Raw genomic sequence first — 22,822 nt, 5'->3', positions numbered from 1 at the left:
AAAGGGGCGGCTTAGGTCGCCCTTTTTGTTTATTGTCGGTGGTGATACCGCAGTATAAGGTCTGGCTTATTTATGACCGAATAGCTTTTTAACACCGGGGGCGAGGAGCAATTTGTTGAGCGATCAACCTTTAAGCGCGGGAGGTTATGCCTCGCGACGCGGCGTATGGGGCTGGATATTTTTCGACTGGGCGGCTCAGCCGTTTTTTACAGTTGTGATCACGTTCATCTTTGGTCCTTACTTCATTTCACGCATGGCCGAGACTGCAGAAGCCGGGCAGATCGCCTGGGGTTACGGTTTTGCTGCCGCAGGCTTCGCTATCGCAATTCTTTCTCCCATTCTCGGTTCGATTGCCGATCAGACAGGGTCTCGCAAGCCGTGGATCGGGTTCTTTGCCGTACTAAAGATCGTCAGTCTGATGACGCTCTGGTTGGCAGTGCCTGGCGCTAACCTGTTCTGGGTTCTGCTTGCCTTCAGCATTGCAATGGTTTCGGCAGAGTTTTCCATCGTCTTCAACGATTCGATGATGCCGCGCCTCGTGCCGCGTGAGGAGATTGGGCGCGTTTCCAATCTAGCCTGGGGCCTTGGTTATCTCGGTGGCATGATCGTTTTGATCTTTGTGGTCTTTTGCCTCGCCGCTTCACCTGAAACCGGCAAAACGATTATCGGTATGAAACCCTTGTTCGGGCTTGATCCTGTGCAAGGCGAAGATGCCCGTATAACCGGGCCAATCTCCGCACTCTGGTATCTGATATTTATTTTGCCGATGTTTCTTTTTACGCCTGATCAGGCGCGAGGAAAGCCCTTGCGACAGGCGCTGGGCAAAGGTCTGTCTGAGCTCAAGGCAACATTAAGCGAGGTTCGTAAACGCCCCGGGATCGCACGATTTCTCATCGCGCGGATGGTCTATCAGGATGGCGTTAATGCAATCATTGCACTGGGTGCAGGCTATGCCGCCTCCATGTTTCAGTGGTCGATCACTGAGATCGGCCTGTTCGGCATGATCACCAATGTCATGGCGATTTTCAGTTGCCTTGTTGCGAGCCGCATGGATACGCGTTTTGGCTCTAAAGTCATCGTTATGATTTCACTGTGGCTTTTGTTGCTGGCGTCCGTTGGGATTGTATCGACAGGGCGCGATTATCTGATGTTCGGCATCATGCCACTGGAATATTTGCCGGCTCAAGGTTTGTTCGCGACCCCTGCGGAACATGCCTTCCTGGTTTACGGCGTCATGCTGGGCGCTGCCTTCGGCCCTGTGCAGGCGTCCTCCCGATCGTGGTTTGCCCGCAGCATCAGGCCTGAAGAATCAGGCCGTTATTTCGGTATCTATGCCTTGGCAGGGCGGGCAACGAGCTTTGTCGGCCCCTTCCTCGTGGCATCCATAACCGCGATCACCCATTCAGCCGCAATAGGGATGTCGGTGCTGGTGCTCTTCTTTGCGATTGGCATTCTGCTTGCCGCAAGAACACCTTATCCAGCGGATCGATAAGGAAAGTCAGCGCGCATCCCGGCGCGCTGATTTCATCGCTCAATCATTACATCATGCCAGCAGCTTTGGCGCATGTGATCGCGAGAAGGCCGCCGATGATCGGCGCTGCTACGGGCACCCAGGCATAAGACCAATCCGAGCCGCCTTTTCCCGGAATAGGCAGCAATGCGTGGGCGATGCGTGGTCCGAGATCGCGCGCCGGATTGATCGCATAGCCGGTGGGGCCGCCCAGTGAAACACCGAGCGCCCAGACAAGCAGGCCGACCATCAGTGGTCCAAGGACGCCTGTTGCACCAACAGCCTTTGCACCAACAGCCTTTGCACCAATGGCAATGACCACAAAGACCAGAACAAATGTGCCGATTATTTCCGTCAGGCAATTGGCTGGTATGTTGCGGATGGCAGGCCCGGTGCAGAAGACGCCGAGCTTGAGGCTTTTGTCTTCCGTTGGCTTCCAGTGAGGCAGGTAGGCAAGATAGACAAGCACTGCGCCTGCGAAAGCACCAAGCATCTGAGCGGCAATATAGGGTGCTACTTCAGCCGCCGGAAAAGTACCGGCCGCATAAAAAGCAAGCGTCACAGCGGGGTTCAGATGACCCGCACTGCCAGCCGCAACGGCAACCATCACACCACAGAGAACCGCAAAGCCCCAGCCTGCGGTAATAACGATCCAGCCGGAATTCTGGCCTTTGGATTTTGCAAGAAGCACGTTTGCAACCACGCCATCGCCCAACAGGATAAGCACCATCGTGCCGAGAAATTCACCGATAAAACCATTACTCATCATCTACTCCGAGAGAATAATTTAGGTACTAAAAAGCCGCCCGGTGAGCGGATGTGCTCACCGGCTGTCGATAATCATTGATCGTTTTCAAGTTCGGTCTGTTACGAGAGCCTTAGAGCGTGTCGCGGTTAATTGTATCCACAACGCTCGCTCTAACTCATTGTTTTTACGCATGTCGTTATCGGAAAACCGGTTCCCACTTTTCCGCGACATGCTTTAGTTTTAATCAACCCAGTTGAGAGACCGCTGCACGGCCTTTTCCCACGCGTTGAACAGACTGGTGCGTTCCTTTGCCGTCATCTTTGGATGCCAGCGCTGGCCGACCTGCCAGTTCTCAATAATGTCGTTTGTCGATTTCCAATAGCCGACGGCAAGCCCAGCCGCATAAGCGGCACCAAGTGCTGTGGTTTCGATGATCTTCGGACGCACGACCGGAACATTCAGAATGTCGGACTGGAACTGCATGAGCAGCTCGTTGATGGTCATGCCACCATCGGCACGCAGTTCAGTAATCTCTACGCCTGAATCCTTGACCATAGCTTCCAGCACTTCGCGCACCTGATAGGCGCTTGCTTCAAGGGCGGCGCGGGCAATGTGACCTTTATTGGCAAAGCGCGTCAGACCAGCAATGACGCCGCGTGCGGAATCTTCCCAATGTGGTGCGTAAAGGCCTGAGAAGGCCGGAACGAAATAGACATCGCCATTGTCTTCGACCGTGCGCGCCAGTGTTTCAATGTCAGCGCTGGTTTTGATAATGCCAAGATTATCGCGCAGCCATTGCACCAGTGCGCCGGTGATTGCGATAGACCCTTCCAGCGCATAGACCGGCTTTTGCTCACCAAGCTGATAGGCAACAGTCGTTAGAAGCCCATAGGTGGATGGAACCAGCTTCTCGCCAGTATTCATCAGCATGAAGCAGCCGGTGCCATAGGTGTTCTTGGCTTCGCCCGGCTCAAGGCAGGCCTGACCGAAAAGGGCTGCCTGCTGATCGCCCAGAATGCCTGCAAGCTTCACACTGACAAGCGCGGGCAGGGTAATCTCGCCATAGACTTCGCTGGAAGAACGAATTTCCGGCAGACAAGCTGCGGGAATACCGAACAGCTGCAGGATTTCCTCGTCCCATTTGAGCGTAGACAAGTCCATCAACTGCGTGCGTGACGCATTGGTTACATCGGTGATGTGAATGCCGCCTTTTGCGCCGCCGGTGAGATTCCAGACAAGCCAGCTATCCATCGTGCCGAACAGCGCATCGCCTGCTTCGGCCTTTTCGCGCGCACCGGGAACATTATCGAGTATCCAGCGCAGTTTAAGGCCCGAGAAGTAAGTCGAAATCGGCAGTCCCGTCTTATCGCGCAGGCGATCCGCGCCACCATCTTTGACAAAATGATCGACCAGCTCGTCCGTGCGTGTGTCCATCCAGACAATGGCATTGTAAAGCGGTGCGCCGGTCTTCCTGTCCCACAGCAGCGTTGTTTCGCGCTGATTGGTGATGCCGACGGATGCAATATCGGAAGCCTTGAGCTTCGCTTTCTTCAGTGTTTCGCCGATAACATGCTGCGTGTTGCGCCAGATTTCATTGGCATTGTGCTCAACCCAGCCAGCCTTGGGATAGATCTGCTCGTGTTCGCGCTGATCCATGGCGACAATATCGCCGTTCCGGTCAAAAATGATAAAACGTGAACTGGTGGTTCCCTGATCGATGGAACCGACGAACTGTGTCATTTACTATGCTCCTCCCGCTCGAATGGCAGAGATCTTGTCAGGATGCGAATATGTATTCCGTTGCAACCCATTTTCGCTAATCTCGAATGAATATATGCATCTCTCCAAAAACCACGTTGCTCTTTTTGAGCGGGTGGCCACTTCAACATAATTCAGGCCCGTATTGCAGCACTCCCAATGCTTTTTCGCTGACACCCTTTATTTCATTTATGCATTAAATGAACTTAATCGAAATAATATGAATATCAAACGAAAGCAATAGGGGTATTTTAGAGCGATTATCCCGCCTCTTTGATAAGATTTGCAGGCTAATTAATAGGGTGCACTTTCGTTTGCGAAAATCCATCCTATTTATCAAGTTCTCAAAGAAAAAGCCCCGGCAACATAGTGTTGTCGGGGCTTTTGGGTTCAATATAGATAGCTGTATTAGAACATAATCCGACCGGAATGAAACGAGGATCGATAAGATTATGCTGTAAATAAAAAGTATTAGAGCGACCTTTGTGCGCCCGGAAGGGCGCACGGCGCTCTAGTGACGGAAGTGACGCATTCCGGTCATCACCATGGCAATGCCATGCTCGTCAGCTGCAGCAATGACTTCATCGTCACGCATCGAGCCGCCCGGCTGGATAACCGCCGTGGCGCCTGCCTGAACAGCGGACAGCAGGCCGTCAGCAAACGGGAAGAACGCGTCGGACGCTACAACACAGCCCTTGGTCAGCGGCTCGGCAATACCGGCAGCTTCTGCTGCATCTTCTGCCTTACGCGCTGCGATACGGGCCGAGTCCACGCGGCTCATCTGGCCTGCACCGATGCCAACCGTTGCGCCATCCTTGACGTAGACGATTGCGTTCGACTTCACATGCTTACCAACGCGGAAAGCGAACTTCATATCGTTGAGTTCGGCTTCGCTTGGGCTCCGCTTGGTGACAACTTTAAGGTCAAGATCATCGACAACACCGTTGTCGCGCGACTGAACCAGCAGGCCGCCTGCAACGGTTTTCGCTGCAATGCCCTTGGCGCGCGGATCAGGCAGACCGCCCGTTACCAGCAGACGCAGGTTTTTCTTGGCTGCAACGATGGCCTGTGCGCCTTCAGTGGCGTCTGGCGCGATGATGACTTCGGTGAAGATTTTGACAATTTCTTCAGCTGCGGCTTCATCAAGTGTCTTGTTGAGCGCGACAATACCGCCAAAAGCCGAAACAGGATCGCAGGCGAGCGCCTTGAGATAGGCTTCGGTGATGGTTGCAGCTTCGGCGACGCCGCAAGGATTGGCGTGCTTGATGATGGCAACGGCTGCGGTGCGGGCTGGGTCAAACTCGGCTACGAGCTCAAAAGCTGCATCGGTGTCGTTGATATTGTTATAGGAAAGCTGCTTGCCCTGAAGCTGGGTTGCTGTGGCCACACCAGGACGCTGTTCGCCGGTCAGATAAAAGCCTGCAGTCTGATGCGGGTTTTCACCATAGCGCATGACAGAATGCAGCTTGCCCGCAACCGAGCGATAGGTCGGGGTTTCCTCACTGATTGCTTCGGCAAACCAGTTTGAAATGGCTGCATCATAAGCGGCAGTACGTGAGAACGCCTTGGCTGCGAGCTTCTTGCGGAAAGAAATCGGCAGCGAGCCTTCGTTCTTTTCGAACTCGGCTACAACGTCTGCATAGTCGGCTGGATCGACAACGGTTGCGACATAGGCATGGTTCTTTGCCGAAGCGCGGATCATGGCCGGGCCACCAATATCAATATTTTCAACAGTGGTGTCGTAGTCGCCGCCCTTGAAGCGGACTTCTTCAAATGGGTAGAGATTGATGACGGCCAAATCGATGCCGCCAATGCCGTGGGCTTCCATTGCAGCAACATGTTCAGGGTCGTTGCGCACTGCAAGCAAGCCGCCGTGAACCGATGGGTGCAGCGTCTTTACGCGTCCGTCCATGATTTCCGGGAAGCCGGTGACTTCCGAAACGTCCTTTACAGGAATGCCTTCTGCGGCAATCGACTTGGCGGTACCGCCGGTCGAGAGGATTTCAACGCCATGGGCATGAAGTGCCTTGGCGAAATCGATGAGGCCGGTCTTGTCGGACACGGAAAGGAGGGCGCGGCGCACCCGATGAAGATCGGGAGCGGGAATATGCTTGGAGCTGACAGCCATAGGAAACGGTCTCTTCGTTGCTGAAGCGTTTTGCGTTCAGGAAGGGTGGGACGATGGCGAGTTAGCACAGCTGAGACACGAATCATACCCTAAAAGCCAGCAATCGGGGCTTTGTTGATTAGGCGTAACTTCCAATCGCAACGCGGCTGAATTGCCAGTTCACTTCCGGCAGTTCAGAAGCCGGGAACGAGAGGACGATCTGCTTTGATGTCACAGGTCCGCGGAAGCCGGCAAAGAAGATGCTGTCTTCCAATTGCGGAGCAACTTCAAAACAGGAAAAGGCCCATGTGTCGTCATGCGGGGCACTGAGAATAATCAGGCCGTTTTCATCAAACGAGATATCCACCGATGGGTGGATATGAAACCGCACCGCGACATTGTCGCGACCATTGGCTTTCAAAGCCTTGGCATCGCCACGATAGAAACGGTCGGCACCCTGAATGACGCTACCATTATGCGAGAGTACAACGCGGCGCTCATGGTAAATACCGAAAAGGCGGGCGTAGCCATCATGGCTTGCGACAAAGCCTTGACGTCCAAGGTCTTCCACGCGGTCGCGCTGAACTTTTGTCGGGCCTGCAATAATCGGCGTGCCGATCATGTTGGAGAGGCCTGCATTCAGGCTGAAACGGCAGGATGATGTGTCATTGATGGTGGCAGTCGAGTGCGCAGCCGTCGAGCGACCCAACGGGCGAAATTCCGGTGGGCCGTAACGGTCGACACCGGAATTGACGATATAGCGCTGACGGCCCGAAGACATTTCAAAGGCGAGACAGCCCGCATGGGCATCACGCGATGCCGTTACAGGCGGCGGAAGGCCGGTATCGGCGATAATGGTCGTCGCACCCATCGACAGGCGTTCATAGCCCGAATAAGGCGCGTGGGTCAGCGGTGAACCTGCGGTTTCATCGTGACGCAAAACAGAAATGATGCGCTCGGACAGTGTTGGTCCAACACCATTGAAAAGCGCTAGGCTGCCATCCTGATGCCGGAAGAAACGCAGTGCCGGCAACATGCGCTCGACAGCTTCGATCAATGCCTTGGGCGGGGATTCCGTGCCATTGGCATAGGTCTGACGCAGCGGCAGAAGATCGGCCAGCAGTTCAAGGATCGTAACCGGGTTGCGCGAGATATGTCCGCCATCAGGCAGGATCTGGCGCTTCAGCTCATATTCGAGATTGCGACGGGCGGCGCGCGCGGTCGGCGGCGAAACCGGCAAGGCGAGTGCTGCAAAGGCAAGCGCAATGCGCGCACGCAGACGTTCTTCGCCGTCATCCATGGCGGAGGCGACCGTGCGGAGGTAACGCACCTGCATGGCAAGCGAACGCATGAATTTGCGGTAGGCAGGCAGCTCTGCGCCAGAGAGAATGAGGTTGGAATGCTGCAGCCAGGCGATGATGCGCTGCGCCGTTACTTCCGGCGACCAGGCAAGGCCACCGATGCGTTTGCCATAAAGGCGCATCCAGTCATCAACGAGCGCACGCGCATTGGCGGTGGCAAGCTCGCTATTGGCGCTTTTCAAGTGACGCAGCCAGCCAAAGCCCTGAAGGGCTGCTTCCCATTCAGGACTAGGCGGCTCTACTGCAAAGGGCGACATGCCGCCGGTTTCGACGAGGCGACCGGCCAGTGCGAAACGGCCGTGATAGAACTCCTGCGCCAGCTGCGGGTCGGCAACGCGAAGATCAGGAGGTGCGATGAGGATGCGCTCGGGTGTGAAGCCGGTGAAACGCCAGCGAAAAAGCGGACCCATGCGCAGACGGCGGCTGAACCTGCGCCAAGCCTGTGCAACGGCCAGTCCCCAAAGATGCGGGGTTTCGCTCAACGCGACTGCCACCCTCTCGTTCTCCGTATTAAAATTCATTCGCAATGGACCCGATAAAGGCAGGTCCGTCCTTTCATGGCATGATGTATCGAAATGCTGGTTTCCAGATTTCGGAATCATGCATTCTTAGAATCGTCGATAATGGTGAATCGAGTGTTAACCATAATGGGCGCAGGGCACCCATTATGCCAAATTCATCGATTTTAATCAGCAGTTGCTAACTGATTAAAGCGCGTCGCAATTTTTCGTATTCAAGAGATGCGCTTTAAGTCATTGTTTGTACGCATGTCGTTATCGGATCGAAGCGGGATCAGAAATTAGTCCAGTGGACTAATTTCCCCGCGAAGGCGGTTCCCACTTTTCCGCGACATGCTTTAGGCCTTACGTCTGAAACGAGCGGCGAAAAAGCCGTCCATGCCTGCCATATTCGGATTGCCATCAAAATTTTCAGCGGGCAGATCGGCAGGGGTCGACCGCAGGAAGCCTTCTTTGGTGATCAAACCTTCAAGGCCGGGGCATTCTTCAAGCGTAATCGGATAGGCTTCAATGGCCGGATTTTTGAGCGCATTACGGGCCATGTCCTCTCCCTCCTGCGGATGCAGAGAGCAATTGGAGAACAATACTGTGCCGCCGGGTTTCACAAGCGTGATGGCCTTATCAAGCATTTTGGCCTGAAGGGTCGCAAGCTTCTTAATATCCTGTGGTGTCTTGGTCCATGGTACATCCGGGTGACGGCGCACGGTGCCGGTGGATGAGCAGGGCGCGTCCAGTAGCACGGCATCAAACAATGTATCCGGCTTAAAATCCATCATATTGCTAGCAACCGTGCGGGCTTTAAGGCCCAAACGTTCCAGATTGCCGTCAAGGCGCTTGAGGCGGTTTTCGGACATATCAAGCGCTGTCACATCAGCGCCTTGAAGCACAAGCTGTGCTGTCTTGCCGCCGGGGGCTGCACAAAGATCAGCCACGCGTTTACCCTTGATGTCGCCCATCAGGCGCGCTGGCAGGCTTGCGGCGGCATCCTGTACCCACCAATCACCCTCGGCAAAACCGGGCAGGTCGGTGAGGTTGCCCGCAACCGTCTCAAGACGGACAGAACCGTTAGGCAAGGCTACACCGCCGAGTTTCTCTGCCCATTCCTTCGGATCACCCTTAACGGTGAAATCGATTGGTGGCTCGTAACCATGCATGGTCAAAATAGCTTCGGTTTTTTTCGGGCCATAGGAATCGGTAAGGCTTCTTGAAAACCATTCCGGCACATTTTTTTCGGGCTGCAATGTGTGCTCGAGTGCACGCTCTTTGTTGCGCGACAGACGGCGCAGAAGAGCGTTCACCAGACCTGCATATTTACGATTACGCGGGTCATAATTCGCTGCTTCAACGGCCAAATCAACCGCTGAATGATCAGGCAGGTTGAGATAGAAAATCTGCGCGACGGCTACATGCAACAGGTGTTTGAGCGCATGCGCGTTTTCTGGCAATGGGCGGTCGAGACGCTTGTTGATTGCTCGATCAATGCTACCGCGATTGCGCAGTGCGGAGCCCAAAATAGCACGAACGAGCGAACGGTCGCGTGGCTCAAGTGCCAGATACTGTGGATGGCCATGGCTGTTATCGGTCAGACCGTCGAGCGAAGTATTCTTTTCAATCACTGCGCCAAGCAGGCGGGCCGCAGTGAGACGTGCGGCAAGACCGGGCCGTTGCTGTTCGGCACGGTCTGCGACGTAGTCATGTGTCTGCGGCTTGTTATTTCCACGCTTTGGCGCAGGTTTCTTATCGTTCACGCTGTTCTACTTTATCTAACGCTTGGGATGCGTTTCTACGACCACGGGCCTCGGTAGCCAGAATTGGAACCGGAGCCACCACTGTTATTTTTGTCTGCATTACCACTAGTTTGTCCCCAAGGACCACTGTTTTGTGCAGGGGCTGTGTTGCGCTGCGTCATTCCAGCCGAACGAATGCCCATTTCAGCTGCCATCTGCTCCAGCGCCTGAATACGATTGTCGGTGTCCGGATGTGTCGAAAACAGGTTGTCTGCACCACGTCCGCTCAGCGGGTTGATGATAAACATATGTGCGGTTGCCGGGTTGTGCTCGGCTTCTTCATTGACAACAGACTTAGCGCCGCGGGCGATCTTGCCAAGGGCGGATGAGAGCCAGAGCGGGTTGCCGCAGATTTCAGCACCGCGACGGTCGGCGGCATATTCACGGGTACGGCTTACCGCCATCTGCACGATCATCGCCGCAAAAGGAGCCACGATCATTGCAAGAATTGTACCGATGACGCCGATAATCCCATTGCCGTTTTCACGGTTTCCGCCGAGGAAAAATGCGAAATTGCCGAGCATGGAAATGGCACCGGCAAGCGTGGCCACGATTGTCATGGTCAACGTATCGCGGTTCTGAACGTGCGCCAGCTCATGTGCCATCACGCCCGCAACTTCTTCCGGTGTCAGGCGATTGAGAAGGCCGGTCGTGGCTGCGACAGCAGCATTTTCCGGGTTTCGGCCCGTTGCAAAGGCATTGGGCTGGTCTTCGTGGATAATATAAACCTTTGGCATCGGTAGGCCCGCATTGGCAGCAAGCCCCCTGACCATGCGATAATAATCGGAGCCGGAACGCTCATCGACTTCCTGCGCATTGTACATGCGCAGCACCATCTTGTCGGAATTCCAGTAGCCAAACAGGTTCATCGCAATAGTGATCACCAGCGCGATCATCATGCCGCCGCCGCCGCCCAGCAAATAGCCGATGCTCATGAACATGACTGTCATGAGAGCAATCAGCATGGCAGTTTTCGTCATATTCATGCGTATAGGTCTCCGGTTCAGCAACAGTTTACTTAATCGGGGTTTTGCTTCCCCGTCAGGTTTAACTATATGATGGGTATGAAATGCCTGATCTTCAATAATGGGCTCTAATAACGGATCGCAAACAGATGACCGATAAGTTCAACGAACCCGCCAACGATGATAATGCCGAACCGCGCAAGTTTGAAGATTTGCCACCGGCAGCCCAGCGCGCGCTGAAAGAAGCTGAAGAGCGCCGCGCGAGTGAAAATGCCGAAAAGCTACCGCGTGAAATTGGCGGTCGCGGCGGCAAAGATCCAGCGCGCTTTGGCGACTGGGAGATTAAAGGGCGGACCATCGACTTCTAAGTTTGGGATATTTCCGTTTCTGCGGCCTGCAAATCGCGTTCTTCTGCGCTTCCGGTGCTCATGTACCCAAAAGTACACTCCGCTCCGGTTCTCGAAGACCACGATTTTCGGCATGCAGGAACGAAAATCTCATCAAACTAGGGCGCATTTACAGGCTCCGTTAATAAAGAAAAAGGCCGGGAAATCCCGGCCTGTTTTTATTTCTTATTCTGGCGGTTTTCGATCAGATCGTCCACGACGCCCGGATCAGCGAGTGTCGACGTATCGCCCAGTGAGCCGAACTCGTCTTCAGCGATCTTGCGCAGGATACGGCGCATGATCTTGCCGGAGCGGGTCTTTGGCAGGCCCGGCGAGAACTGGATCTTGTCCGGCGTTGCAATCGGGCCGATTTCCTTACGCACATGGCTCACCAGCTCTTTGCGCAGAGCGTCTTCGTCCTGCACGGCTTCGCCGGTCATCAGTGTGACATAGCAATAGATGCCCTGTCCCTTGATCGGGTGCGGGTAGCCGACAACCGCGGCTTCCGAAACCGAGTGATGCGAGACGAGTGCCGACTCGATTTCCGCTGTGCCAAGACGATGGCCGGAAATATTGAGCACGTCATCGACGCGGCCTGTGATCCAGTAGTAACCGTCTTCATCACGGCGGCAGCCGTCGCCGGTGAAATACTTGCCCTTATAGGTGGAGAAGTAAGCTTCGATGAAGCGTTTGTGATCGCCGTAAAGGGTACGCATCTGGCCCGGCCAGCTATCGATGATGCAGAGATTGCCGTCGGTGGCACCTTCGACAATCGCGCCTTCATTGTCCACCAGCTGCGGCTTCACGCCAAAGAATGGGCGCGTCGCAGAGCCTGGCTTGAGGTCAGTTGCGCCCGGTAATGGCGTGATCAGAATACCGCCGGTTTCCGTCTGCCACCATGTATCAACGATTGGCGAATGCTGATCGCCGACCACGTTGTAATACCATTCCCAAGCTTCCGGGTTGATCGGCTCGCCGACCGAGCCGAGAAGGCGCAGCGTTGAACGCGATGAGCGGGTGACGAATTCGTCGCCAGCGCCCATCAGTGCGCGGATCGCCGTTGGTGCGGTGTAGAAGATGTTGACGTGGTGCTTGTCCACCACTTCCCAGAAACGACCCTGATCGGGGAAGTTCGGCACACCTTCAAACATCAGTGTGGTGGCGCCGTTGGCCAGCGGTCCATAGACGATATAGGAATGGCCTGTGACCCAGCCCACATCCGCGGTACACCAGTAGATGTCGCCATCATGATAGTCGAAGACATATTGATGGGTCATCGAAGCGTAGACAAGATAGCCGCCGGTGGTGTGCAGCACACCCTTTGGCTTGCCGGTGGAGCCGGAAGTGTAGAGGATGAACAGCGGATCTTCCGCGTTCATTGGTTCCGGTTCGCAGGTCGGTTCGACGCTTGCGACTTCCTGATGATACCAGAGATCGCGGCCAGGTCCCCAGCTGACCTTGCCGCCGGTACGGCGCACAGTCAGGACCTTGTTGACCATCACATATTGCTTGGCAGCGATGTCGATAGCGGTATCGGTGTTTTCTTTCAGTGGAACCGGCCTGCCGCCGCGCACGCCTTCATCCGCAGTGATGACAAAAGTGGATTCACAATCAACGATACGACCAGCCAGCGCTTCCGGCGAGAAGCCAGCAAAGACGACGGAATGCACCGCACCAATACGGGCGCAGGCGAGCATTGCGTAAGCTGCTTCCGGGATCATCGGCAGATAGATGGTGACGCGATCACCCTTCTTTACGCCATGCTTCTTCAGCACATTGGCAAGGCGGCAGACATTTTCATGCAGCTCGCGATAGGTGATCTTCTTGTCGATATAAGGATTGTCACCTTCCCAGATGATCGCAACCTTATCGCCACGGCTTTTCAGATGACGGTCGATACAGTTGTAGGAAACGTTGGTGACGCCGTCTTCATACCATTTGATCGAAACATCGCCGTTGAAATCAGTGTTCTTGACCTTGGTGAACGGCTTGAACCAGTCGATGCGACGGCCATGCTTGGCCCAGAATCCATCCGGGTCGGTCACGCTCTCATTGTACCATTCGAGATACTTCTCGTTGTCTATGAGCGTGTTCTTCTTTGCCCCCGGCAGAACAGGGTAAAGCTTTTCCGACATGTCATCCTCCTTGCTGTACGGCGATCCTCCCGCCGTAATCGATAGCTCGCATCGGGGCGAAGCTATCGCCAGACTCATCTACATTCCGTCTGGCTAAACGTAAATTAGACATTGGGATCGACTATGGTCCAGAGTGACGCAGCACAAAAATATGATCAACGTGGCAGCACTCATCTCGATATGGTGCTAACATATTGTTTTTACTATTTAAAAACTATTTTTGACGAGTATAATTATTGTCGGAGCCTCTCAGTGTTCACAATAGGCTCGCTATAAAAAGGGGAAATCGCTATGACGACATCCGCTTTTAATTCAAAGCCAGCCCTCGGTGCGAAGTCGGCTTTTGAGCTCCAGCTTGCCGGTTACGGTCTGACAACGGCAAAGCTTTTCTACCACATGCCTGATCATCCGCATCTGCTGCAGCTCTTTGTCTGGCAGGATTATGATATCGCGCCAGATTTCCCCGTGCTGCACCACTTCATCGAGTTCTGGAAGGAGAAGATCGACGGTCCGCTGCATTCAGTGGTCTATGTTCACTGCAAGCTGCTTGGTCCGTCTGACTGGAAACATTTGCAGGGAGAGATGCTTTTGCATTGACCGAAGCTCCTCTATGATCGGCATCATGGTCTGATTTCAGCGAGGATTAAGGCTCATCAAATGGCGTTTGTGCATCTTTCTCACCCGGAAAAAGCGCTGCTCTACGCCTCCAAGACATTGCTTGGCTGTCTGATCTGCTGGTTTGGATTGCAATGGGCGGGGATTGAGCATCCGATATGGGCGGTGATTACCGTTCTCGTCATTTCCGATCCCGATGTCCGCACCACGCTTGCGCTTTCGCAAGCACGCGCCATCAATACGGCAGTGGGATGCATGATCGGTATGATCACGATCTGGCTCGTGGGATATTCGCCGGTTGCCAGTCTGTTTGGAGCAGCATTAACCGTCTTTGTGATCCTGATGATCGACCGTTATCCGGTCAATTGGCGTCTGGCGCCCGCAACCGTGGTGATTGTGATGGATGCGGGACGCTTTGCTCAAACGCGCAATGAAGAGCTTCTGCTCGCACTATCGCGGCTCATCGAGATAGCGCTCGGATGCGTGGTCGCAATCATTCTGGCCTGGATTTACACCAAACTTATTGAGAAGGTGCGTGCGCACCGGCAGCCTCCACGGCGTCAAGCAGAAGGCGAATAGCTTCTGCTGCCGAAAATAGCCGATCCCACGCGCACTGAAGTTGCGCCGAAACCGATAGCGGTTTCATAATCACCCGACATGCCCATGGAGAGCTTTTCAACGCCTGCGGCGCGGGCAAGCTTTTCAAGCAGTGCAAAATGCGGCCCCGGATTTTCATCTGCAGGCGGGATGCACATCAGGCCTTCGATTGAGAGGCCATGTTCGGTGCGGCAGCGTTCGACAAAGCTGACTGCTTCTTTTGGCGGGATGCCAGCCTTTTGTTCTTCAAGGCCTGTATTGACCTGCACATAGAGCTTCGGGCTTTTGCCCTGCTTTTTGATCTCGGCGGCTAAGGCGGCGGCGATCTTTTCGCGGTCGACGGTTTCGATGACGTCGAAGAGGGCCACGGCGTCTGCTGCCTTGTTGGATTGCAGCGGTCCGATCAGATGCAGCTCGATGCCCGAATAGGCTTCACGTAAGCCGGGCCACTTGGCTTGAGCTTCCTGAACACGGTTTTCACCAAAGACCCGCTGGCTGAGATCAAGTGCCGGGCGAATTTCATCGGCTTCGAAGGTTTTTGAAACCGCCACCAGTGTTACGGAGCCCTTTTTGCGCAGCGCTTCTTTTTCTGCATTGGCAATCGCGGTCTTGACCGTGTTCAGGTTCGCACCAATATCTGACCCAATATCTGACATGGAATTCTCGCTTTCAGGCTTTTAAGTCCGCAAAAGGTTGACGCTCTCGCCAATACGTGGTGAAGGTCGCCATTAAATATCGACTCTCCTTATTGCATCACCTTCGTACGAGTAAATACGCTCATGGCATCCGAACGTTATAATCCGCGTGTGGCGGAAGCTCATTGGCAGAAAATCTGGGAAGAAAACCAGACTTTCGAAACCGACAACAGCGATCCCCGCGAGAAGTACTACGTCCTAGAAATGTTCCCTTATCCATCAGGGCGCATTCACATGGGCCATGTGCGCAACTATGCGATGGGTGACGTTGTTGCCCGTTACAAGCGCGCCAAGGGTTTCAACGTGCTTCATCCGATGGGCTGGGATGCGTTCGGTATGCCTGCGGAAAACGCGGCGATGCAGAACAAGGTGCATCCGAAGGAATGGACCTACCAGAACATCGACACGATGAAGCGTCAGCTGAAATCCATGGGCCTGTCGCTTGACTGGTCGCGCGAGTTTGCGACCTGCGATGTCGAATATTACCATCGTCAGCAGATGCTGTTCATCGATCTGTTTGAAAAAGGTCTGGTGACGCGCAAGACGTCCAAGGTCAACTGGGACCCGGTCGACAACACGGTGCTTGCCAATGAGCAGGTGGTGGATGGTCGCGGCTGGCGCTCTGGTGCGCTGGTCGAACAGCGCGAGCTGACACAGTGGTTCTTCAAAATCACCGATTTCAGCGAAGATCTGCTGGCTGGTCTCGACACGCTTGACCAGTGGCCGGAAAAAGTCCGCGTCATGCAGAAGAACTGGATCGGCAAGTCGGAAGGCCTAGAAATTCGTTTTGCATTCTCTACTTTGTTTAAGCAGATTGAATTAAAGCTGAGAGACATTCCTGATATAAAGGTTTATACGACCCGTCCGGACACACTGTTCGGCGCGTCTTTTGTCGCGATCTCTCCGGATCATCCAGTGGCGAAGACTCTTGCAGAAAACAATCCTGAGCTGACTGGTTTCATTGATGAATGCCATCAGCACGGTACGTCACTTGAAGCGCTAGAAAAGGCTGAAAAGAAGGGCTTTGACACCGGTATCAAGGTCAAGCACCCGTTCGATGAGAATTGGGAACTGCCGCTCTATGTCGCCAATTTCGTGTTGATGGAATATGGCACGGGCGCTGTCTTCGGCTGCCCTGCACATGATCAGCGCGATCTGGATTTTGCCAATAAATATTTGCTGAAAGTGACGCCGGTTGTTCTGCCAAAGGGCGAGGACGCTGCGAGCTTCACCGTTGGCGAAACGGCCTATACCGACGATGGGGTGATGATCAATTCGCGCTTCCTCGACGGCATGACGCCTGAAGCAGCTTTTGCCGAAGTGGCGGAGCGTCTGGAAAAGACCGAGCTCTATGGCCGCCCGCAGGCTGAACGCAAAGTTCAGTTTCGTCTGCGCGACTGGGGTATTTCGCGTCAGCGTTACTGGGGCTGCCCGATCCCGATGATCCATTGCGAAAGCTGTGGCGTCAATCCGGTGCCGCGTGCCGATCTTCCAGTCAAGCTGCCAGATGATGTCGAGTTTGACCGCCCGGGCAATCCGCTCGACCGTCATGCGACTTGGCGTCATGTGAAGTGCCCGAAATGCGGTGGCGAAGCTCGTCGCGAAACGGACACGATGGATACGTTCGTCGATTCGTCCTGGTATTACACGCGCTTCACCGCGCCGTGGGAAAACGAGCCGACAGATCGTGCGATTGCCGATCGCTGGTTGCCTGTCGATCAGTATATCGGTGGTGTTGAGCACGCGATCCTGCATCTGCTCTATTCGCGCTTCTTTACCCGCGCCATGAAAGTGGCAGGTCATGTCGGTATCGATGAGCCATTCAAGGGCCTGTTTACGCAGGGCATGGTGGTGCATGAAACCTATAAGGCCGATGGTCAGTGGGTTGCGCCTGCCGATATCCGCATCGAAGACGTTGACGGCAAGCGCGTCGCAACGCTCATCGAAGGCGGAGCGCCGGTCGAAATCGGTTCGATTGAAAAAATGTCGAAGTCGAAGAAGAATGTGGTCGATCCTGACGACATTATCTCGTCTTACGGCGCCGATACTGCGCGCTGGTTCATGCTGTCAGACAGCCCGCCGGAACGCGACGTCATCTGGACGGAAGCCGGTGCCGAAGGCGCGCATCGTTTCGTACAGCGCGTCTGGCGTCTGGTTTCGGAAGCCGCTGCTGGCTTGAAGGATATAGCGCCAAAGGCTGGCACGCAGGGCGATGCGCTCACCGTATCAAAGGCTGCGCATAAGACTGTTCAGGCTGTTGGTGACGACATCGAAAAGCTCGCCTTCAACCGAGCTGTTGCCCGCCTTTACGAGCTGGTCAACACGCTTGCAGCGCCACTGCAGCAGGTTGCAGCCGATAAGGCTGACGACGAGCTGAAAGCTGCATTGCGTGAAGCGACCGAAATGCTGGTTATGATGCTTGCACCAATGATGCCCCATCTGGCTGAACAATGTGCAATTGAACTGGGTGGCAAGATTGCCGGTCGGGAAACACTGGTCGCCCGCGCAGCATGGCCGAAGTTCGATGCGGCTCTGATCGTGGAAAACGAGATCGTTCTGCCGGTTCAGATCAACGGTAAGAAGCGTGGGGATTTGACAATCGCGCGCGACGCTGATCAAGCTACAATCCAGCAGGCGGTGCTCGAACTTGACTTCGTCAAGGCCGCGCTCGAAGGGGGCTCGCCGAAGAAGATCATCGTGGTTCCGCAAAGGATCGTCAATGTCGTTGCCTGATCGCTTTATTTCAGCATTTAAGGCCTTTCGTGTCGCAATCGCTGCTCTTGGAGCAGCGGTTCTGATTGCAGGCTGTACAGTGCATCCGCTTTATTCGTCAGGTGGTGCCGGTGGCACGATCGGTGGCAGTGTTGCACCCGATATGCGCAGCAAGCTTGCGTCGATTGCCATCGACCCGGCAGGCAATGTGTTCCAGCAACAGGTTCGTAATCGCCTGATCTTCCTTTTGGGAGGTGGTGCTGGCGAACCTGCGACTCCGAGCTATCGTCTCAGCCTTGGTCTCAGCGCAAATACGCTGAATGCCGTGAGTGTCGATATCGGCGATCAGACCGACCGTACCGGCCGTCCATCCGCTGGTATCGTGAAGGCTACGTCGAGCTACGTATTGCGTGACAAGGATGGCAAGCCTCTTGTGTCCGGCACACGTACCGCTGGCGCATCTTTCGACCGTCCGCGTCAGGAATTCGCCAACCTGCGTGCGCAGCGTGATGCGACCAAGCGTGCAGCCGAAGAACTGGCCGAGCAGATCTATCTCGCACTTGCAATGCAGATGTCGAAGCTCTGAGCGCGTCAGCTTGATTGAGTTTGAAAAGGCGGCGCATCTTGTGCCGCCTTTCGTTTATCTAGAGCATTTCCGGTTTTTATTGAATCATTGGAAATGCTCTATCTCTTCGTTTTTGCGCGCATCTTGTTCCGAAAACCGCTTCGCACTTTTCGGGATGCACTCTAGGCTGAGGAAATCATGCGGCTCGTTTCATTTTCGGCAAAAGGCTATCGCTCGCTTCGGTCTGTCCGGTTTGATCTGGGGCAGGTCACGGTCTTTGTCGGTGAAAACGGCGCTGGAAAATCCAATCTCTATCGCGCCCTGCAGCTCGTGAAAGCTGCTACAGAAGGCACATTCTCAACCGAGATCGTGCGCGAAGGCGGTATGCAATCGGCCATGTGGAGCGGCACCCGACGCAAACATGAACCGGCGCGAATCATCCTTGAGGCTGAGTTTGAAGATGAACGCCTCGCTTCGCGCCTGTCTTACCGGGTTGAGGCAGGCCTTCCGCCGCCGGTATCGGGTGCTTTTCCGTTTGAGCCGCAGATCAAGGAAGAGCAGCTCAATCTTGACACCGGGCGACGTCCGGTCGACCTGATGGACCGAAAGGGGCCAGCAGTTTTTGCGCGTGACGGGGAGGGGCGGCGAACCGAGCACCCGAGCCGCCTTTTAACATCGGAGAGCGGTCTCTCCGTCTTGGGACAGTCAGGGCATTATCCGGAGATCGGTGATCTCGCAGCGCAAATGCGCGGCTGGCGCTTCTATCATGGCTTCAGAAGCGACCGCGATGCACCGGTGCGTCAGCCATCAATTGCCGCAACCGCTGCGATGCTCGATGAGGACGGCAGCAATCTGGCTTCGGTCTTTGCAACGCTTGCCCATATCCGTCAGGATACGGTCGATCTTGATCATCTGATTGCCGATGCGCTGGAAGGTGCAAAGCTGGTCATTCCGTATCCGGAAGAAACCGCAACATTTGGCCTTAATTTTCCGGCCTTTCCGCCACGCGTATTTCGGCCGGGCGAGCTATCTGACGGGCAGATACGTCTGCTCGCGCTTGCAGGCGCACTTCTGTCCTATCGGCTGCCGCCTTTGATTGCTCTGAACGAGCCGGAGGCCAGCCTGCATCCTGACATGATTCCATCGCTTGCGAAGATGATCGCGCGAGCTTCCGAGCGCAGTCAGATATGGGTGGTCACGCATTCGGCCCGGCTCGCGGAAGCCATTACGGAATATTGCGGCAGCAGGCCGATCCATGTTGCCAAGCATGACGGCGAAACTGAGCTTGAATAAACAAAAACGGCGGATCAATGATCCGCCGTTTTACATTCTAATCAGCAGACTGATTAAGCAATTTTCTGGCCGGTCTTCGCCCAGTCGGCGAGGAAGGTTTCGAGGCCCTTGTCGGTCAGCGGATGCTTGACGAGTGCCTTGAGTGTTGCCGGAGGTGCGGTAACGACGTCGGCGCCGATGAGAGCTGCTTCCTTGACGTGGTTTACGGTACGAACCGAAGCGGCGAGGATTTCAGTGCGGAAATCGTAGTTGTCGAAAATGGTACGGATTTCAGCAATCAGTTCCATGCCGTTGACGCCCATGTCATCGATGCGGCCGATGAACGGCGATACGAAGGTCGCGCCTGCTTTTGCTGCGAGCAGAGCCTGATTGGCCGAGAAGCAGAGCGTCACGTTGGTCTTGTGACCATCGGAGGTCAGTGCCTTACAAGCCTTGAGGCCATCGAGCGTCAGTGGCAGCTTGATGCAGATATTATCTGCGATCTTGGCAATGACGGCAGCTTCCTTCATGATCTGCTCGTATTCTGTTCCAGCAACTTCAGCCGAAACCGGGCCCTTGACGAAGGAGCAGATTTCTTTTGTTACTTCGAGAATATCGCGGCCAGACTTGAGGATCAGCGACGGGTTGGTGGTCACGCCATCGACCAGTCCGAGGTCGTTGAGTTCGCGGATTTCCTTGACGTCCGCAGTGTCGACGAAAAACTTCATAACAGCGTTCCTCCATAATGAGCGCGGGGTGTTGTGGGAAACTAAATCCATTTAATTCCCGGAAGGTGGCTTTTCTTTAGCGCAAAGCCACGCCAAGGTCACGCAATCATGTCGAAAGATTCGCACGATATTTTGAGCCTTTTCGCGGAACCCACTCCGAGTGTGGTGCCGGTGCTTGTACCCATGCCCGCGGAGCGGCCTTATTCTTATATGGTGCCGGAGGGAATGCATGTCCAGCCCGGTTCAATCGTGCGCGTGCCGTTGGGACCGCGCGAGGTTGCGGGAATCGTTTGTGATGGCGCGACCGATGCTGTTGACGCCAAGAAGCTGCGTGCAATTTCTGAAGTTTTCGATTGCCCGCCTGTGGATGCTCAGATGCTGCGTTTCATGCGCTGGGCCGCCGATTATACGCTTTCACCGCCTGGAATGGTGGCGCGCATGGTGCTTCGCGCGCCCGCAGCCTTCGATCCTGAGCCGAAAGTACCGGGGCTTCGTTACAATGGTCACGAGCCGGAGCGCATGACGGATGCCCGCGCCCGGGTGATGGAACTGGCACGCGACGGTTTGGCATGGACCCGCTCAGGGCTGGCCCATGCCGCTGGTGTTTCGCTGACAGTTGTGGATGGTCTGAAAACGCAGGGCGTGTTTGAGGAAGTGATGCTTCCGCCGCCTGCTGTTGTTGCCACGCCGGATACGGATTATTCGCGGGCCACTCTGTCAGAGGATCAGCAAGCTGCTGCCGAAATGCTGGCCGAATCGGTTGAGGAAGACGCTTTCTCAGTTTCGCTGCTTGATGGCGTGACCGGCTCAGGCAAGACAGAAGTCTATTTTGAGGCCGTCGCCAAGGCGCTCGAGATGGGCAAGCAGGTGCTGATTCTTTTGCCGGAAATCGCGCTGACACAACAGTTTCTCGACCGCTTCCATGATCGCTTCGGGGCAAAGCCTGCCGAATGGCACTCCGATCTTGCGCCGCGCACACGCGAGCGCGTCTGGCGGCAGATTGCGGAGGGCACCGTGCGTGTGGTCGCCGGTGCTCGTTCGGCATTGTTTTTGCCGTTCAAGGAGCTTGGCCTGATCGTGGTCGATGAAGAACATGATCCGGCTTACAAACAGGAAGACCGCGTCTTCTATAATGCGCGCGATATGGCGGTCGTGCGTGGCCATATTGGCGGTTTTCCAGTGATATTGGCATCGGCAACGCCTTCTATCGAAAGTCAGGTGAATGCCGATCAGGGGCGCTACAAGCGAATCAAGCTTTATGGTCGCTATGCAGAAGCGGCACTTCCGACACTGAAGACTATTGATATGCGGCGCTCTCCGCCTCCGCCGGGACGGTTTTTGTCGCCAGCCCTGACCGAGGCTGTGGGTAAGACTGTCGAGCGCGGCGAACAGGCGCTGCTGTTTCTCAACAGGCGGGGCTACGCGCCGCTCACGCTTTGCCGTGTTTGTGGTCATCGTTTTCAGTGTCCGCAATGTTCAAGCTGGCTGGTTGAGCACCGTTTTCGTGGGCAGTTGATGTGCCATCAGTGCGGCTATCATGAACCAGTGCCGGAAGCTTGCCCGGAATGCGGTACGCTTGACCATCTGGTTGCTTGTGGACCGGGTGTTGAACGCATTGCCGAGGAAGTGGCTGCAACCTTCCCGGACGCGCGAATCATTGTTCTTTCGTCGGATATGGCGGGCGGCGTTAAGCGCCTTCGGCTTGAACTGGATGCCATTGCCAAGGGCGAGGCGGATATTGTCATAGGCACGCAGCTCGTGGCCAAGGGGCATAACTTCCCAAACATGACGCTGGTGGGCGTTGTGGATGCCGATCTCGGGCTTGCCAATGGCGATCCGCGTGCAGCCGAACGCACTTTCCAGCTGCTCAATCAGGTGACAGGCCGCGCAGGCCGAACAGGCCGCAAGAGCCTTGGTCTGCTTCAGACCTATCAGCCTGACCATCCGGTGATGCGAGCTATCGTCAGCGGTGATTCGGAAGCGTTTTATGCGCGGGAAATCGAAGAGCGCGAACGAAGTGCCCTGCCGCCATTCGGACGACTTGCCGCGCTGATTATATCCGCTGACAACCGGCCTGATGCTGAAAATCATGCGCGCGCGTTAAGGCGTGCAGCACCTCATTCTTCCGAGGTTTCGGTGCTTGGTCCAGCTGAAGCGCCGCTTGCACTGGTGCGTGGCAGACATCGGTTCCGCATCCTGGTTCACGGAACGAAAAGAGCGGATATTCAAGGGTTTATCCGTGCGCTTCTTGCAGCTGCACCCAAAGAGCGCGGCTCTATCCGGGTGCAGGTGGATATTGATCCGCAGAGCTTCCTGTAGCGTCCAAAGCTATGGAAACGCGTCGGGTTTTTCGCTATAGCGCT

Annotated in this window: 17 protein-coding genes; 8 read left to right on the top strand and 9 right to left on the bottom strand. The window is 55.2% G+C overall.

Annotated features, from left to right (window positions below):
• Positions 1 to 115: 115 nt before the first annotated feature.
• Positions 116 to 1,492, top strand: coding sequence for an MFS transporter (locus KMS41_09635; protein ID QWK77343.1), 1,377 nt, complete (start codon positions 116 to 118; stop codon positions 1,490 to 1,492).
• 46 nt (positions 1,493 to 1,538) lie between these two features.
• Here the strand turns inward: KMS41_09635 and KMS41_09630 are convergent, their stop codons facing one another.
• The 6 genes from KMS41_09630 to htpX form a co-directional block, all read right to left on the bottom strand.
• On the bottom strand, positions 1,539 to 2,276 hold the full coding sequence (locus KMS41_09630) for an aquaporin family protein (GenBank protein ID QWK78837.1): 738 nt from the start codon (positions 2,274 to 2,276) through the stop codon (positions 1,539 to 1,541).
• 222 nt (positions 2,277 to 2,498) lie between these two features.
• On the bottom strand, positions 2,499 to 3,998 hold the full coding sequence (glpK, locus tag KMS41_09625; protein QWK77342.1) for a glycerol kinase GlpK: 1,500 nt from the start codon (positions 3,996 to 3,998) through the stop codon (positions 2,499 to 2,501).
• A gap of 529 nt (positions 3,999 to 4,527) precedes the next feature.
• On the bottom strand, positions 4,528 to 6,144 hold the full coding sequence (purH, locus tag KMS41_09620) for a bifunctional phosphoribosylaminoimidazolecarboxamide formyltransferase/IMP cyclohydrolase (GenBank protein ID QWK77341.1): 1,617 nt from the start codon (positions 6,142 to 6,144) through the stop codon (positions 4,528 to 4,530).
• A gap of 118 nt (positions 6,145 to 6,262) precedes the next feature.
• Positions 6,263 to 8,005: a heparinase II/III family protein gene (locus KMS41_09615; protein QWK77340.1), complete on the bottom strand. Its 1,743-nt coding sequence runs from the start codon at positions 8,003 to 8,005 to the stop codon at positions 6,263 to 6,265.
• 335 nt (positions 8,006 to 8,340) lie between these two features.
• On the bottom strand, positions 8,341 to 9,750 hold the full coding sequence (locus tag KMS41_09610) for a methyltransferase domain-containing protein (protein ID QWK77339.1): 1,410 nt from the start codon (positions 9,748 to 9,750) through the stop codon (positions 8,341 to 8,343).
• Positions 9,751 to 9,785: 35 nt separating this feature from the next.
• Positions 9,786 to 10,775, bottom strand: a complete 990-nt coding sequence (htpX, locus tag KMS41_09605; GenBank protein ID QWK77338.1) for a zinc metalloprotease HtpX — start codon at positions 10,773 to 10,775, stop codon at positions 9,786 to 9,788.
• Positions 10,776 to 10,903: 128 nt separating this feature from the next.
• On the opposite strand from htpX, the gene KMS41_09600 reads away from it, so the two are divergent.
• A complete protein-coding gene (locus KMS41_09600; protein ID QWK77337.1) occupies positions 10,904 to 11,122 on the top strand; it encodes a DUF1674 domain-containing protein in 219 nt (72 codons plus the stop codon).
• Positions 11,123 to 11,319: 197 nt separating this feature from the next.
• Here the strand turns inward: KMS41_09600 and acs are convergent, their stop codons facing one another.
• The gene (gene acs, locus KMS41_09595) at positions 11,320 to 13,275 is read right to left on the bottom strand and encodes an acetate--CoA ligase (GenBank protein ID QWK77336.1); all 1,956 of its coding nucleotides are present in this window, start codon (positions 13,273 to 13,275) and stop codon (positions 11,320 to 11,322) included.
• Between the two features lie 291 nt (positions 13,276 to 13,566).
• On the opposite strand from acs, the gene KMS41_09590 reads away from it, so the two are divergent.
• Positions 13,567 to 13,872 carry a Usg family protein gene (locus KMS41_09590; protein ID QWK77335.1) on the top strand — a complete coding sequence of 102 codons (306 nt, stop codon included), beginning with the start codon at positions 13,567 to 13,569 and terminating at the stop codon, positions 13,870 to 13,872.
• 60 nt (positions 13,873 to 13,932) lie between these two features.
• Complete coding sequence (locus KMS41_09585) at positions 13,933 to 14,469, top strand: FUSC family protein (protein QWK77334.1); 537 nt, start codon at positions 13,933 to 13,935, stop codon at positions 14,467 to 14,469.
• Here KMS41_09585 and KMS41_09580 read toward each other — a convergent pair.
• Entirely contained in the window at positions 14,451 to 15,143 is a 693-nt protein-coding gene (locus tag KMS41_09580) for a YggS family pyridoxal phosphate-dependent enzyme (GenBank protein ID QWK77333.1), read from the bottom strand. The two genes, KMS41_09585 and KMS41_09580, sit on opposite strands and share 19 nt — an antisense overlap.
• A 123-nt stretch (positions 15,144 to 15,266) precedes the next feature.
• Here KMS41_09580 and leuS point away from each other — a divergent pair, with 123 nt between their 5' ends.
• The 3 genes from leuS (at position 15,267) to KMS41_09565 (ending at position 19,752) form a co-directional block, all read left to right on the top strand.
• A complete protein-coding gene (gene leuS / locus KMS41_09575) occupies positions 15,267 to 17,915 on the top strand; it encodes a leucine--tRNA ligase (protein ID QWK77332.1) in 2,649 nt (882 codons plus the stop codon).
• Positions 17,902 to 18,480, top strand: a complete 579-nt coding sequence (locus KMS41_09570; GenBank protein QWK77331.1) for a hypothetical protein — start codon at positions 17,902 to 17,904, stop codon at positions 18,478 to 18,480. Before leuS ends, KMS41_09570 begins: the two co-directional genes overlap by 14 nt.
• A gap of 177 nt (positions 18,481 to 18,657) precedes the next feature.
• Positions 18,658 to 19,752, top strand: a complete 1,095-nt coding sequence (locus KMS41_09565; protein QWK77330.1) for an AAA family ATPase — start codon at positions 18,658 to 18,660, stop codon at positions 19,750 to 19,752.
• Positions 19,753 to 19,805: 53 nt separating this feature from the next.
• Here KMS41_09565 and fsa read toward each other — a convergent pair whose 3' ends face one another.
• Positions 19,806 to 20,459: a fructose-6-phosphate aldolase gene (gene fsa / locus KMS41_09560; protein ID QWK77329.1), complete on the bottom strand. Its 654-nt coding sequence runs from the start codon at positions 20,457 to 20,459 to the stop codon at positions 19,806 to 19,808.
• 108 nt (positions 20,460 to 20,567) lie between these two features.
• Between fsa and KMS41_09555 the strand changes: the two genes are divergently transcribed.
• Entirely contained in the window at positions 20,568 to 22,778 is a 2,211-nt protein-coding gene (locus tag KMS41_09555) for a primosomal protein N' (protein ID QWK77328.1), read from the top strand.
• The last annotated feature ends 44 nt before the right edge of the window (positions 22,779 to 22,822 follow it).

Origin of the sequence: Ochrobactrum sp. BTU1 (assembly GCA_018798825.1) — a bacterium.
Lineage (GTDB): Bacteria > Pseudomonadota > Alphaproteobacteria > Rhizobiales > Rhizobiaceae > Brucella.
This window is presented reverse-complemented; position numbering and strand designations above follow the sequence as displayed.